Origin of the sequence: Apibacter sp. B2966 (assembly GCF_011082485.1) — a bacterium.
Taxonomy (GTDB): Bacteria; Bacteroidota; Bacteroidia; order Flavobacteriales; family Weeksellaceae; genus Apibacter.
In genome coordinates, this window is record NZ_CP049714.1 from 1,696,529 (window position 1) to 1,712,170 (window position 15,642).

Consider the following 15,642-nt stretch of genomic DNA (forward strand, 5'->3'; position numbering starts at 1 on the left):
ATATATGAAAAGTAAAATGGTAATCTATGTGTTCGGATTGATGTTTTTTTCATTTATTACATCTTGTGTATCTTACGAGGCAACTTCTTCATATAAAAAATCAAAACATCCTCATTCGAAAAGATATACTTATAATTCCAATAAAACAAATAAACATATTTCAAAATCAAAACCATCGCATAAATCACCCCATATTTCAAAACCGATAAAGAGAGATTCGAATTTAGAATCAAAAAAATACGGAGTTCATAAAAATATAAAATCTACGGATGTTATTTTGGTTTTGAAAGAAGCAGAAAAATATAAAGGGACTCCTTATAAATATGGAGGAAATACTTTCAGTGGCATAGATTGTTCCGGTTTAGTTTGCAATGCTTACCAAAGAATAGATGTAAAATTACCAAGACGTTCCATAGATATGTCTAATGCAGGAAAAGATGTAAGTATCTCTCGAATAAAAGAAGGCGATTTATTATTTTTTAATACAGGGGGGAGCTCAATAAATCATGTAGGTATAGTCTATAACATATCCGGTTCAGGCGAAATAACATTCATACATGCCTCAACATCTAAAGGGGTTATAATTAGTTCTCTCGAAGAAACTTATTGGAAAAATAAATTTAAAAAAGCACAAAGGATTCTTTAAGTTAAAGTAAAAATATTGTTTAGAATAACACGCTTGCCAGCCGGATAATTCGAAGTTTATTATATAAAAAAACCTTTTAATCTTTAAGATGATTAAAAGGTTTTATAGTATTATCATTTTGGTGAAATAAAAATCTTTACGATTTAAATTTCGCCCAATAATTTCTTAGCTATAATATTGCGCTTTAAGTTCTTTAACTTTTGCGTCAGATAAATACTCATCATAGCTCATATAGCGGTCAATGATACCTTTAGGGGTTAATTCAATGATTCTGTTACAAACAGTAGATAATAATTCATGATCATGAGAAGAAAGTAAAATAGTGCCCTTAAAATTGGTTAACGAGTTGTTAAGAGCCGTAATACTTTCCAAGTCTAAATGGTTGGTAGGCTCATCAAGAAGTAAAACATTAGCTTTAAATAACATCATTCTTGAAAACATACAACGCATTTTTTCACCTCCCGAAAGAACTTTGCAAGATTTTAAAGCTTCATCACCACTAAATAGCATTTTACCTAAAAATCCTCGGATATATTCTTCATGTCTCTCCTCATCCGTATTCACATACTGACGAAGCCAATCTACAAGGTTATCGTCCGATTGAAAATATTTTGTATTATCTAAAGGAAGGTAACTTTGCTTAGTAGTTATACCCCAAGAATAACTCCCTTTATCAGGTTCTGACTCTCCGGATAATATTTGAAAAAATTCAGTAATAGCCAAAGAATTTCTGGATAGAACGGCAACTTTATCCCCCTTTTTTAGGTTCAAGTCAATATTGCTGAATAACAATTCACCATCTTTAGTTTTTTCCAATCCTTTAACGTCCAATATTTGATCCCCGGCTTCACGTTCTTGTTCAAAAATAATTGCCGGATATCTTCTAGAAGATGGTTTGATATCTTCAATATTTAATTTTTCGATCATTTTTTTACGAGCCGTGGCTTGTTTTGCTTTAGCAACATTAGAACTAAACCTGGAAATAAACTCTTGAAGTTCTTTCTTTTTTTCCTCAGCCTTTTTGTTTTGTTGAGCTCTTTGACGGGCAGCTAATTGACTGGCCTCATACCAAAATGAATAGTTACCGGTATATAAATTTAATTTTCCGAAATCCAAATCGCAGGTATGAGTACAAACTGCATCCAAAAAGTGACGGTCGTGCGAAACAACAATTACAGTATTTTCATATCCCGCCAAGAAATCTTCTAACCAAGATATGGTTTCAATGTCTAAATCATTCGTAGGCTCATCAAGAATAAGAACATCAGGATTTCCGAATAAAGCTTGAGCAAGTAATACTCTTACTTTGTCAGCATTTTCCAATTCAGACATCATTTTATAATGTGCATCGTCTTTTATTCCAAGATTAGATAATAAAGTTCCTGCATCAGACTCAGCATTCCAACCTCCCATTTCTTCATAAATAATACCTAATTCTCCCGCTTTAACTCCATCTTCATCAGAAAAATCAGGTTTGGCATATAAAGCATCCATTTCCTCCTTTATGTGGAAAAGTTTCTGATTCCCTTTAATAACCGTTTCCAGTACAGGATATGCATCATAAGCAAAGTGATTTTGTTCCAATACAGACATTCTTTTATCTGTTTCAAGGCTTACACTTCCTGTAGTCGGTTCAACATCGCCGGATAGAATTTTCAAAAATGTAGATTTTCCTGCTCCATTAGCTCCAATAATTCCATAACAGTTTCCTTTCGTAAATTTTACATTAACCTCATCAAAGAGTACTCTTTTTCCAAATTGTAAAGATAAATTTGATACTGTAAGCATATACTTTAATAAATTTGTACAAAAGTAGTAAGAAAAACTTTGATTATGAAATTTGAAAATAAAGTAAATATACTGAATAGAAAAGCAAGATTTAACTATGAATTATTGGATAAATATGAGGCAGGAATAGTTTTACATGGTACTGAGATAAAATCTATTAGATTAGGGAAAGCAAGTATTGCAGAGAGTTTTTGTCAGATTATTAATGGCGAATTATATGTAATAAATATGACCATTGACGAATATTATTACGGAACTCGTTATAATCATACAATAAAAAGGGAAAGAAAACTGTTATTACATAAAAAGGAAATTAACAAACTGTTAAGAAAAACTAAAGAAACAGGATTAACGATTGTTCCTACAAAATTGTATATCAATGAAAAAGGAATCGCGAAGATCCAAGTATATCTTGCGAAGGGAAAAAAATTATATGACAAAAGAGAAGCGATAAAAGAAAGAGAATCCAAACGAAATATTAACAGAATGGTAAAGAAATATTAATTTTTTCTTGGGAGTTAGATAATAAAAATGTTACTTTGCAACCTAAAAATTAGATTTTTATATATGAAAAAGTTCAATTTGTTACTTACAGGATTGGCTACAACGTTAGCAACTACTGTATTTGCTCAAAACATTTCGGATAAGTGGTATATCGGGATTGGAGCTCATGCGGTAGACTATACTTCTGTTCGTGGTATCTTTGACGGATATTTTGATACCGATGATTATAGTATTGTACCACCGTTGTCTAAATTAACAGTAGCTAGAAGCATAGCTAAAAACTTTGCAGTTGACTTGCAAGCTTCAATTGGAGAAATAGACAATAAAAGATTAAAAATTAAAGATGAATTCTTTGTTTTAGCAGGATTAGGTATTAGATATACCCCATTAAGTGAATCCAAATCTTTAAAATGGTTAGATCCATACGTTAGAGTAGGGGCAAATTACCACAAATATTCTTATAAAGGAATTAGAATCGTTGAAAACGATCCAACCACTCACTTAGACGCTTACGATGATGATTATAATCCTAAGAAAAATTATAAACTGGGAGGTAAATTTACCGGTCATGATAATAATTTCATATTAAATGGTGGAGTAGGTATTAACTTCTGGTTTACAAAAAACTTTGGTATAAATCTAGAGTCTCAATATAACTGGGCAACAGCATATTCTAAAGATTATATAAATTTCTTCCAACATTCTGCATCGATTATATTTAAATTCGGAGCTAAGAAAGAAGAACCACTTCCGCCACCTCCACCGGTAGAAGCACCAAGTGATAGAGATGGCGACGGTATTCCAGACGATCAAGACAGATGTCCTGATACACCGGGATTGCCTCAATTCCAAGGATGTCCTGATACAGACGGAGACGGTATTCCGGACGACCAAGACAGATGTCCGAATGCAGCAGGACCTTCACAATTCCAAGGATGTCCTGACACAGATGGAGACGGTATTCCTGATATTGATGATGCTTGTCCAGCAGTAAAAGGACCAATTGAAAACAACGGTTGTCCTTGGGAAACTAAAGACGTTACTTTCAGATTAAAAAATATCAACTTTGAATTTAACAGTTCTAAATTAACAGCAGAGTCTTTACCATTAGTAAAAGATGCAGCTAAATTATTAAAAGATGAAAGTTTTGATGGTAAAAAATTCTTTGTAGACGGACATACCGACAGAGTAGGATCTGTAGCCGTAAACAATAGAATATCAAAACAAAGAGCACAATCTGTAGTTAACGAATTAATTAATGAAGGTATAGAAAAAGATAGATTGATAGCTAGAGGCTTTGGAAAAACAGAATTATTATGTAAACAAGCAGATATCAATACTAAAAAAGACGAAGAAGGAAATATACTATATCCTGACCAAGAATCTTGTGATAGATCTAATAGAAGAGTGGTAGTTTTAGATCAGGCAGGAGATAAAGTTTCCGTAACAAAAGAAGTGAAAATTAAGAAATAATTGATCTACAAATAAAAAAACCATCCTTATTAGGATGGTTTTTTTATATATTGGAATAGAATTTGTTTAGTAGAATAAAATAAATCATAGTAGTAAGAAATTAATATGAAAAAATTTAAATTATTGATTACAATAGGAGCTGTTATAATGGCCATTGTAACTAAAGCTCAAAATACTACAGAAAAGTGGTATGTGGGGATAGGGATGCATGCAACTGACCATACGTCAGTGCGTGGTATCTTTGACGGATATTTTGATACCGATGATTATAGTTTTTCTTTTCCATTATCAAAATTAACTGTAGCAAGAAGTATTGGTAAAAACTTTGCAGTTGATTTACAAGCTTCAATAAGTGATATGGATAACAAAAGATTAAAAATAAAAGACGAATTTTTTGTTTTAGCAGGTTTAGGTCTTAGATTTACTCCACTTAGTGAGTCAAAATCATTAAGATGGCTGGACCCATATGTGAGAGTAGGTGCAAACTATCACAAATATTCTTATAAAGGAATTAAAATTGTTGAGGATGATCCATCTACACACTTAGACGCTTATGATGATGATTATAACTCAGATAAAAATTATAAGTTAGGAGGTAAATTTACAGGAAAAGATGATATGTTCGTAGTAAACGGGGGTGTTGGTATTAACTTTTGGTTTACCAGAAACTTTGGTTTAAACATAGAATCTCAATATAACTGGGTAACTAATCAATCAAAAGATTATTCTGACTTCTTTCAACACTCAGCATCTTTAATATTTAAATTTGGAGCTAAGAAAGAACAACCATTACCACCACCTCCGGTAGCACCGAGCGATAGAGATGGGGATGGTATTCCAGATGATCAAGACAGATGTCCTGATACACCGGGATTACCACAATTCCAAGGATGTCCTGATACAGACGGAGACGGTATCCCTGACGATCAAGACAGATGTCCTAATGCAGCAGGACCTGCACAATTCCAAGGATGTCCTGATACAGATGGAGACGGTATCCCTGATATTGATGATGCTTGTCCAACAGTAAAAGGACCAATTGATAATAATGGTTGTCCTTGGGAAACTAAAGACGTTACATTCAAATTAAAAAATATCAACTTTGAATTTAACAGTTCTAAATTAACAGCAGAATCTTTACCATTAGTTAACGATGCTGCAAAAATGTTAAATGACGGAAGTTTTGATGGTAAAAAATTCTTTGTAGACGGACATACCGACAGAGTAGGATCTGTAGCCGTAAACAATAGAATATCAAAACAAAGAGCACAATCTGTAGTAAACGAATTAGTTAAAAACGGAGTAAGCAAAGATAGATTGATAGCAAGAGGATTCGGTAAATCAGAATTGTTATGTAAACAACAAGATATCAATGCTAAGAAAGACGATAAAGGAAATATTCTTTATCCGGATCAAGAAACTTGTGATAGAGAAAACAGAAGAGTTGTGATCTTAGATCAAACCGGTTCAAAAGTATCAATCACAGAAGAAGTTAAGGTAAAAACTCCTAGTAACAGAAGAAGATAATTTACTAAACAAACTTTTCTAATAGAAAAAAGTCATCCAAATTTTGGATGACTTTTTTTATTCATTATTTATAAAAGTATAATAAAAGAATACAATTATTAAATAATGATTTATAAAAAAAATAATAGCTGTATAAAAAATTTTAAAGATAAAAAATAAGCACATTTAAAATGTTTTTTTAATAGGGATAATACCGGTTAACAAAAGCTATTTTAGTTAACTTTGTAATTAAATTATAAATAACGTGAAAATAATAGCAGTTATTCCTGCAAGATATGCAGCCTCTCGTTTCCCTGCAAAGCTGATGGGTATGTTAGGAGAAAAAACAGTCATTCGGTCAACCTATGAAAATGCAGTTAAAACCCGTCTTTTTTCAGATGTATTTGTAGTAACAGATTCCGAAATAATTCATAATGAAATTACCAGAAACGGAGGTAAAGCCATTATGAGTAAAAAGGAACATGAGACAGGAAGTGATCGAATTGCAGAAGCTGTTGAAAATTTAGAATGCGATATCATCATAAACATACAAGGAGATGAACCTTTTGTAAAAACCGAACCGTTAGCAAGGCTAATTGAAGTATTTAAGAAAGATCAAGAAAATAAAATTGATGTTGCTACCTTGATTCGTAAAATGGACGATTGGAATTTAATTGAGGATTCTAATTATGTAAAAGTAGTTAAAGACCAAAATGACTTTGCACTATATTTTTCACGTTCAGTTATACCATATCCTCGAGAAAAATCATTTCAGGCGGATTACTATGAGCATGTAGGTGTATATGCTTTTCGTAAACAAGCCTTACTAGATTTTGCAAAATTACCGATGTTACAAAACGAACAAGCAGAAAAGGTGGAGTGCATAAGATATTTAGAATATGGCATGAAAATTAAGGTAATAGAGACTGATTTTGTAGGAGTTGAAATAGACACTCCGGAGGATTTGGAAAAAGCAAATGAAATATTAAAAAAACAGATAAACGAGAAAAAATAAAAATATGAAATTCAGAAATTTCCCAATGGTTCCCCGTGTAATTTATGGACGTGGAAGCTTTGATCAAACTTCAGAAATTATTGAAGAAAAAAGAAATAAAGATTATCCATTTATTTTTTTAGTAGATAAAGTGTTTGAAGGAAAAAAATTAGAAAAAAGAATTCCCTTAAAAGGAAAAGATAAAATTATATTTATAGATACTACTGATGAACCCAAAACCAAAGGAATTGATGCGATCAGAGATTCATTAAAAGAGGAATATGGAACTGTTTCCGGAGTTATTGGAATAGGAGGAGGAAGTGTAATGGATTCGGCAAAAGCTGTTGCAATTATGATGAATAGTGAAGGGTCTTCTTCTCAATATCAAGGGTGGGATTTAGTGAAGAATCCGGCTGTATATCATGTAGGTATACCAACAATTAGTGGTACAGGAGCAGAAGTTTCCAGAACTTGTATATTAACCGGGCCGGAAAGAAAATTAGGTATTAATTCAGACTTTACCCCTTTTGATCAAGTTATTTTGGATCCTTCTTTAGTAAAAGGAGTAGAAAAAAATCAGGCATTTTTTACCGGTATGGATTGTTATATTCATTGCATTGAGTCTTTAACAGGAACATATCTTAATGCTTTCAGTAAAAGTTACGGAGAAAAAGCATTAGAACTTTGCCAAAAAGTATATGTTCATAAATCTGAATGGGATGATGAGTCTGATGAAGATTTAATGATGGCATCTTGGCATGGAGGAATGAGCATCGCTTATTCACAAGTAGGAATTGCTCATGCGGTGAGTTACGGACTTTCTTATTTACTAGGAACTCATCATGGAGTAGGTAATTGCATTGTTTTTGACCGATTAGAAGAGTATTATCCGGAAGGAGTTAAGGAATTTAAATATATGGTTGAAAAAAATCAGATTGAAATTCCGCAAGGTGTATGCAAAGGATTGTCTGATGAACAATTCAATACTATGATAAATGTTTCTTATGGAATGGCACCACTTTGGGAAAATGCATTAGGTAAAGATTGGCAGAAAATAATGACTAAAGAAAAATTAAGAGCACTTTACGAAGAAATGTAAATACTATTATTCGAAAGATAATAGTTCAATTAATGCAAAGATATAAATTGAAGAAAAATGATAATTCCGGGAGAACTTTAAAGTTGCCTGGAATTTTTTTACAGTCAACCCATTTTAATCTTATATGAAGAAACTTTTTTTTGCTTTTCTGATATTCCTTTTGAATATATGTTATTCTCAGACGGTAGAAGAAATAATTAAAAAGCATTTGGAAGTTACCGGAGGAACAGATCATTGGAAAGAATTGAATTCAATAATAATTAAAGGAGATATAATTTTAGGATTAAATGAGTCATATCCTATAGAAATTTATCAGCAGAGGCCGAATCTTAATAAAACTTGTATAGAAATACAGGGAAAAAAAATTATTTTAAATGCTTACAATGGAAAGAAAGCTATACAATATAACTTTCAAACGAATTCCCTTGAAGAAAATAATAATTACGTTCCTGAAGCATTTGAATCGGATTTAATTGATTATTCTGCAAAAGGGTTTCTTCCGATATTTCTCGGAGAAGAACGTATTGATAACAAGAATTGTTATAAAATTAAGCTAACTAACAACAGAGAATCAGAAATTTATTATTTTGATAAAACCAGCTATCAATTAATTAGAGAAGATACTTCAAATGAAAGTAAATTGTATTCAGACTTTAAATTAGTCTCCGGACTAATTTTTCCTTATCGTTTGGTCGTCAAAAACAAGGAGGATGACTCTGAATTTATTCTTGTATTTAAATCGCTTGAAATTAACAAGATCATTCCTGAAAAAGAATTTAAATTTTAAAAATAAAGAAAAATTTAAAGCACTCTCATAAATATATAAAAGAGTGCTTTATTTATTTTAGCTTAAAGGATTACTTCTTAATTACATTTTTGGATATAGAATTACCATTCCCCGTAATATTTATGGTATATATACCCGCAGGATAATTAGTAAGATCTATAGAAAAAAGCTTATTTTTTTCAACTTTTGAAAATAATAAGCTACCGGCCAAATTATAAACTTTAACGTGGCTTGTATTTCCTTTAAATTGAATAGCACCTAAATCGATAGTAAAAACTCCTTCAGAAGGATTAGGGTAAACTTTAAATGTTGGGGTTTCTGAAAAATTTTCATCGGTTTGGAGTTGCTTATAATTCAAACTGCATAAATTCAAAGAAAAAGAATTTAATGTACCAACATCGTTAGCATAATGATCTGCTACTCCTAATAGCCATTCACCGCTATATTTTTTCTTATAAAGTGAATGAATTGCATTACGGGGTTTAATAGTACCTGTAGTAGGAGAAGAACAGTTTACGGCAGCTCCGTTATCATCAAAAGTAACTTTTAAATCTGAATAATATTCACATGAATGATTCCATAAAACAGTTGATTTATAATCCGGACCGGGGTCTTGTAAAACAATGTATAAATCAAAAATATTTGGATGATCTATATCAACAGATACCTGTAAATTAATTAATTCATCATAATTCTCATTATCAGGAATAATAATTCCCATGGTAGCAAAATCAGAATTTAAATGATCACCATTTCCGTCAGGAATCGGAATCGGAGAAAAGTTTGGCATATATTTTTTACAAATTACTTCCGATTCATATCCTATTGAAAAATATTCGGTTAAGGCAAAATAAATATTATTACTAGCCTCAATCATTATTTTTGCTTTTTTAGCGACAAGATCAGCAGGTAAATCCACAGTTGCATTTCCCGAATTAGGAATATGATCAGCCAGAGGAGTAATAGTTTGCCCCTCATCCGTAACTAATGAAATATTCACATATTGTGTATTAAATGGCTGTGCTGTTGTATTAGCAACATTCCAAGCTACTTTAATTGAACTTCCTTTCTTTGCAATATAATCAGCGGTAGGAAATGTTGCGATAAATGGCCCACCACTATCAGAAACCAAAACTTCTTTAGTAACAATCTTAGTCTGAGGTTTATTAGGATTATTATCACGTACGGTTACAGTAAAATTCAGGACTCTTTTAACGTTAGAAACAGTCTCCCAAGTATTTGGAGAGTAGCTATCGGTAGTTAAAGCGGGAAAATATCTTCTAGTAGATGAAGTCGGTAGAAAAGACCTGAATATAGGACCGGATCTTTGTGAAGAATCGACTCGAATAACATTTTTACGAGCATTATCAATTTGTTCCCAACAAAAAGTCAGCTCATCCCCATCGGGATCTGTTGTTCCTTCTGCATCCAAGTAAAACCGTGTCCCTATAGGAATGGTCACACTAGAGGGACCTACATTTACTACGGGGGGATGATTAGGAATTTGATTGATTGTTCCACAGTTTTTACGCTGTAGATTTCTGTTAATTTGCTGAATACTTGCAGAATGAAAATAAGCATCCGAACTTAATTGTACATTGGCAGATGTGATACCGGCATATCCCATTATTGTACTTCCGCTTCCCGGTTCTATATTAACCCCCGTGTTTTCTAGCCAACAAGAAAAAGTATGATTAGCTCCCAACTGATGTCCCAATTCATGAGCTACGTAATCAATATCAAAATGATCTCCTGACGGATTATTATTTGAGGGGGAAGTTATCCCACTTCCTTTTCCTACAGAAGTAGGGATTCCATTTCGATCCATCAAAGGACTGACACAAATACACCCTATGCACCCGGCATTTCCTCCTCCACCATTACCGCCAAAAAGATGGCCAATATCATAGTTATCTTCTCCAACCACAGCTGTTAATGTTTTTTGAAGTTCCATATTCCAGTTATCCATCAAAGATGAATCGGAATAAGGGTCCGTATTGGGATCTTCATAAATAAGAGAAATATTATTTATCATTTTAAGATTTACAGCTAGATCTTTTTCCAAAATACCATTCGCTCGGGTTAAGGTGATATTTATCTGTTGTAAAGCTCCGGTTACGCCACCAAAATGTTGAGTATATTCACCGGTTACTGAAAGAGCTAATCTATACGTGCGAAATTTTCGATCACCCGCTATAATTTTATAAGAACTTGATTCTTCCGAATTAATTTCATCAACCGTATTACAATTGAAATCATTAAAGATGTTTTCCTTTCTAATACGAACAGAATAAACTTCTCCATCGGTTGTATAAGGATCAATGAGCTGAATGATACCCGTATTATCCATAATCATTGAATTGAATTGATTGGGAGAAATACTAAATCGAATATATTTGTTCGTATCATCTATACCGATTCCTGCGTATGAATACAATTCGTATGTATTTTCAATTTCTTCATCCATTACAGGAGCATGATAAACCGAAAATCTTTCTATTTTTCCTTCGGATGTTGGAACGTATACTATGATAGGAGTATGGTTAGTTCCTCTTAATGAGGCCGAATTTAATTGTTTTTTCAAAGAATAAAAATCAACGGTATATAGTTCTTCAATGGGTAAATTGATATTTTCACTTTTTATCTTCTTTCCTGTTAAGCTTGTTCTCTTCCAATAATTTTGTGCTGAAAGAGGAATACTGAACATAAAAACACTAATAATTAATAAGAAAATTTTCATGTATTTCTATTTTTGTATGTTATTATGAAAACAAAAATATATATTATAAATTAATAAGCAATAATATTAATGTTTATTTATGATTATTAATTATAAAATTATAAATTGTAATTTTACTATCAATAGTTTTTAAAAAATAGATAAAATGAAAAACAGGGTTTTTGATTTATAGTATAGTATAAAACAAAATTATCAAGATAAATAATATAATGAAGTCAATAAATGATGGTATTTAATTTTATAAGATAAAATTAGTTTATTTATTGAAAATAAGGTATATGGGGTCTCAAATTATTTTTAAAAGAGAAATTATTTATTAAGAAGCAACTTATATCACAGTTTTAATAAAACGAAAACCTTATATAAATAAAAATTACATAAATATTCTTGCCCAGCTTTCATTAAGAGGAAGTCTAAATTTTTCTTCGAATTCTTTGGAAGTACTTATAGCAAGGTTATAAATATAGGTTTCAGGAGAAATTTGAGCGGATTTGATTTTTTCCTTAAAAGAATTCATAGGAACAGTAGTAATTTCCCCTTTATCATCTTCATAGCTTACCCATAATCGGTTTAAAAGTTCTAATTGATATTTTTGATCGATTTGTCTAATGCATTGATTCAATTTATCGATAGAACATCCGGTGGCTTTCGCTTGATTTTCATCAACCGCTATAATTATGAATTTATTTTTAATAATCGTAAGCTCAGATTTTAAATCAGCACCATGTGCCGCCCATGTTTTCAAAAAGTCAGTAAGAATTTTGGTGATATCTTGAATTTCTTCAGGGGTAAGAAATCTTCTAGATTGAAAAACCCAGAGCTTAGAAAAATTATTCATAATTTATATTAGAGGTAAACTTTACCTGTGTTATTAATGTGAGAATTAGGATACAAATTTAAAAATTAATTTCTCAATTAAGAGTAAACTATTAGAAATAAATAGTAAATTTATAAAGAGTTTTGCTATCTGTCATTAAGGTAAGCAAAGTTTTTAAGAGTAGATAAAATTTAATTTAGGGCTATATATATGGATTTTGATTTTCATAGAATTAATAAAGATTTTAAAAAGATTAATACGAATATTAGAGTCTATAGTGATCTTCTTATAGAAAAATCTTTAGATGTTTGGAATATAAAAACTAAAGTTGGATTATTCTTTTTTTCATTAGGTATTGCTTTATTAGGTACTTATTTTCTTTCTCCTCAAGAATTTACTAAAGCTCAAGAATACACCCTGTTCATTCTGATGTTTTCAATACTTCTATGGGTTACCGAAGCAATACCCCCCTTTGCCGTAGGGATACTGATCACAGGTTTTCTCATTTATACCATGGGGAATATAGAAGGATCAACAATTGATCCGAAAACTATTTCTAATACATGGTCTGATAGTGTTATATGGATTTTCTTGGGCGGTTTTTTTCTCAGTGAAAGTATGAGAAAAACAGGAATAGATATTTCTTTATTTAGAGGTACCATATCTATTTTTGGTAGTAAGCCGTCGCATATGTTGTTAGGAATTATGCTAACTACTTCCTGTTTATCATTAATTATATCCAATACGGCAACATCAGCCATGATTTTGGCAGCTGTTATGCCTTTTTTAGACAGAGAAGGGAAAGATTCGCCCATGACAAAAGCAATATTGATAAGCATACCGGCCTCGGCAACTTTTGCAGGAATGGGCAGCTTAATATCTTCTCCTCCCAATTTGATTGTAGTAGATGTTTTAAAATCCAAAGGTATTGAGGTTTCTTTTTTTGATTGGATGATCTTGGGCTTGCCCGTAGCAATAGTATTGTTGTTGTTCTTTTGGATTCTGCTTAAGCAAAAATATACATCTAAAGTTGAAAAAATTAATTTAAATTTCTTAGAAGAATTAGCCCCGATTCCCAAAAAGATTAGATTGCAGAGGTTTTTTGTAATACTAATTTTATTTATAACCGTTTTCTTTTGGATGATGGGTTCAAAATTGAAAATCCCAAGTGCAGCCACTTCAGGAATTCCTATTGTTTTCCTTCCTATGTTAGGGATTATAACGGCTGAAGATATAAGAAAGCTTCCGTGGGATACCTTAATGTTGGTCGCCGGTGGATTATCACTAGGGATTGCAATAAAGGAATTGCTGGCGCCCTATTATTCCGAATTATTGGGAGATGCATCGTTTAATGAATATTTAATGATGATGATTTTTGCTATAGTGACTGTGATTTTTTCTAACATAATGAGTAGTACGGCTACAGCAACCATCGTCATAAATATTGCTGCGGTAGTACTTCCTCCGGAACAAATATTGCCGATCGGTTTAGTAATTGGTCTTTGTGCTTCGTGCGGATTATTCCTGCCCGTGTCAACGCCTCCCAATGCAATAGTATACAGTACAGGGATGCTTAAACAATCAGACTTTTATTTTGGGGGTTTTTATGCAGCAATAGTAGGAACTATAGTAATCATGGCCTGGGTGTTATTTTTGCAAAATTTTACGGGGTATTTTGAGATGGTCTTAACAAGCAGATAAATAAAATTATATTTACTTAACATATATTTTAAGAAATATTTAAAACAATAATCTGTCAACTTGGCATATAAAGTTTTATCTTTGCAGACTATTTTTATTTTGATTTAGTAATATCCCGGTACTTTTTTTCGTAGGGAATGTTTAAATATGGAAAAAGAAATTATAGAAGGAAGACAAGGAGAAATCTTAATACAAGAAAGTTCTATTAAAAACACCAAAAAAATGTTTTTAGAAAGCTATGGTTGTCAAATGAATTTTTCCGATAGTGAAATAGTAGCCTCAATACTTAGTAACGAAGGATATAATACTACCCCTCAACTGGAAGAAGCAGATTTAGTTCTTCTCAATACTTGCTCTATTCGTGAAAAAGCGGAGCAAACGGTTAGAAAAAGACTTTCTCAATTTAATGCAATAAAAAGAAAAAAGCCGGATCTGGTTATAGGCGTTCTCGGCTGCATGGCAGAAAGATTAAAAACAAAGTTTTTGGAAGAAGAGCATTTAGTTGATCTAGTGGTAGGTCCCGATGCATACAGAGATCTTCCGAACTTATTGAAAAATACGGATGATGGAAGAAATGCCATTAATGTACTTTTATCAAAAGAAGAGACTTATGCAGATATAAGTCCGATACGCTTAGGCGGAAATGGAGTTACAGCTTTTGTGTCCATAACCCGAGGATGTGATAATATGTGTACATTCTGTGTGGTTCCTTTTACAAGAGGAAGAGAACGCAGTAGAGATCCACATTCAATTCTTAAAGAATGTAAAGAGTTGAGAGAAAACGGATATAAAGAAATTACACTTTTAGGACAAAATATAGACAGTTACTTATGGTATGGAGGAGGTCCTAAAAAAGATTTCTTAAAAGCTAGTGAATTGCAAAGAGCAACAGCGATAAATTTTGCACAATTATTGAACATGGTAGCTGAAGCTTGTCCTGAAATTAGAATACGATTTTCAACGTCCAATCCGCAAGACATGCATGAAGAAGTATTGCACGTAATGGCTAAACATGATAATATTTGCAAATACATCCATTTACCTGTTCAAAGTGGGAGCACTACAGTTTTGCAGCGAATGAATCGTCAACACACACGGGAAGAATATATTAATTTAGTGGATAAAATAAGGGAAATCGTACCTGACTGCGCGATTTCACATGATATCATAGCAGGTTTTTGTGGAGAAACGGAAGAAGAGCATCAAGAAACCTTATCTCTAATGAAATATGCAAAATACGATTTCGGATACATGTTTGCTTATTCTGAACGTCCCGGTACGTTAGCTCATAAAAAAATGAAAGACGATGTGCCAGCGGAAATAAAGTCAAGAAGACTTAAAGAAATTATAAATCTTCAACAAGAACTTTCATTAGAAAGAATGAAAACGTATACTAACAAGGTACACGAAGTTTTGATAGAGGGAACCAGTAAAAAAAGTAAAGATCAATGGTACGGAAGGATTTCTCAAAATGCAGTGGTGGTTTTTACTAAAACAGATCAAACAAAAGTTGGAGATTTTGTTAATGTATTGGTAAATGATTGCACTTCAGCTACCTTGATAGGAGAGATCGCATAACATAAATAT

General features: G+C 32.1%; 12 protein-coding genes. 9 read left to right on the plus strand and 3 right to left on the minus strand.

Going from position 1 to position 15,642, the window contains the following annotated elements; translation table 11 throughout:
• Window positions 1–4: 4 nt before the first annotated feature.
• Complete coding sequence (locus G8C43_RS07350) at window positions 5–646, plus strand: C40 family peptidase (protein WP_255490341.1); 642 nt, start codon at window positions 5–7, stop codon at window positions 644–646.
• A gap of 165 nt (window positions 647–811) precedes the next feature.
• On the opposite strand, the gene G8C43_RS07355 is transcribed toward G8C43_RS07350, so the two are convergent.
• Window positions 812–2,434, minus strand: a complete 1,623-nt coding sequence (locus G8C43_RS07355) for an ABC-F family ATP-binding cassette domain-containing protein (protein WP_160542542.1) — start codon at window positions 2,432–2,434, stop codon at window positions 812–814.
• 45 nt (window positions 2,435–2,479) lie between these two features.
• Between G8C43_RS07355 and smpB the strand changes: the two genes are divergently transcribed.
• The 6 genes from smpB (at window position 2,480) to G8C43_RS07385 (ending at window position 8,797) form a co-directional block, all read left to right on the plus strand.
• On the plus strand, window positions 2,480–2,938 hold the full coding sequence (gene smpB / locus G8C43_RS07360) for an SsrA-binding protein SmpB (RefSeq protein ID WP_105296380.1): 459 nt from the start codon (window positions 2,480–2,482) through the stop codon (window positions 2,936–2,938).
• Between the two features lie 63 nt (window positions 2,939–3,001).
• Window positions 3,002–4,411 carry an OmpA family protein gene (locus G8C43_RS07365; protein WP_160542541.1) on the plus strand — a complete coding sequence of 470 codons (1,410 nt, stop codon included), beginning with the start codon at window positions 3,002–3,004 and terminating at the stop codon, window positions 4,409–4,411.
• A 105-nt stretch (window positions 4,412–4,516) separates the two neighbouring features.
• Window positions 4,517–5,938, plus strand: coding sequence for an OmpA family protein (locus tag G8C43_RS07370; protein ID WP_166005163.1), 1,422 nt, complete (start codon window positions 4,517–4,519; stop codon window positions 5,936–5,938).
• Between the two features lie 244 nt (window positions 5,939–6,182).
• On the plus strand, window positions 6,183–6,932 hold the full coding sequence (gene kdsB / locus G8C43_RS07375; RefSeq protein ID WP_166005165.1) for a 3-deoxy-manno-octulosonate cytidylyltransferase: 750 nt from the start codon (window positions 6,183–6,185) through the stop codon (window positions 6,930–6,932).
• 4 nt (window positions 6,933–6,936) lie between these two features.
• Complete coding sequence (locus G8C43_RS07380) at window positions 6,937–8,010, plus strand: iron-containing alcohol dehydrogenase family protein (RefSeq protein WP_166005168.1); 1,074 nt, start codon at window positions 6,937–6,939, stop codon at window positions 8,008–8,010.
• 124 nt (window positions 8,011–8,134) lie between these two features.
• Window positions 8,135–8,797 carry a histidine kinase gene (locus G8C43_RS07385; protein WP_166005170.1) on the plus strand — a complete coding sequence of 221 codons (663 nt, stop codon included), beginning with the start codon at window positions 8,135–8,137 and terminating at the stop codon, window positions 8,795–8,797.
• Window positions 8,798–8,867: 70 nt separating this feature from the next.
• Here the strand turns inward: G8C43_RS07385 and G8C43_RS07390 are convergent, their stop codons facing one another.
• Together G8C43_RS07390 and G8C43_RS07395 are read right to left on the minus strand one after the other, a co-directional pair.
• Window positions 8,868–11,537, minus strand: a complete 2,670-nt coding sequence (locus G8C43_RS07390) for a reprolysin-like metallopeptidase (protein ID WP_166005172.1) — start codon at window positions 11,535–11,537, stop codon at window positions 8,868–8,870.
• Between the two features lie 373 nt (window positions 11,538–11,910).
• Window positions 11,911–12,375, minus strand: coding sequence for a hypothetical protein (locus tag G8C43_RS07395; RefSeq protein ID WP_166005174.1), 465 nt, complete (start codon window positions 12,373–12,375; stop codon window positions 11,911–11,913).
• Window positions 12,376–12,564: 189 nt separating this feature from the next.
• On the opposite strand from G8C43_RS07395, the gene G8C43_RS07400 reads away from it, so the two are divergent.
• Window positions 12,565–14,055, plus strand: coding sequence for an SLC13 family permease (locus G8C43_RS07400; RefSeq protein WP_160542534.1), 1,491 nt, complete (start codon window positions 12,565–12,567; stop codon window positions 14,053–14,055).
• Between the two features lie 147 nt (window positions 14,056–14,202).
• Window positions 14,203–15,633, plus strand: a complete 1,431-nt coding sequence (gene miaB, locus G8C43_RS07405; protein WP_166005176.1) for a tRNA (N6-isopentenyl adenosine(37)-C2)-methylthiotransferase MiaB — start codon at window positions 14,203–14,205, stop codon at window positions 15,631–15,633.
• The last annotated feature ends 9 nt before the right edge of the window (window positions 15,634–15,642 follow it).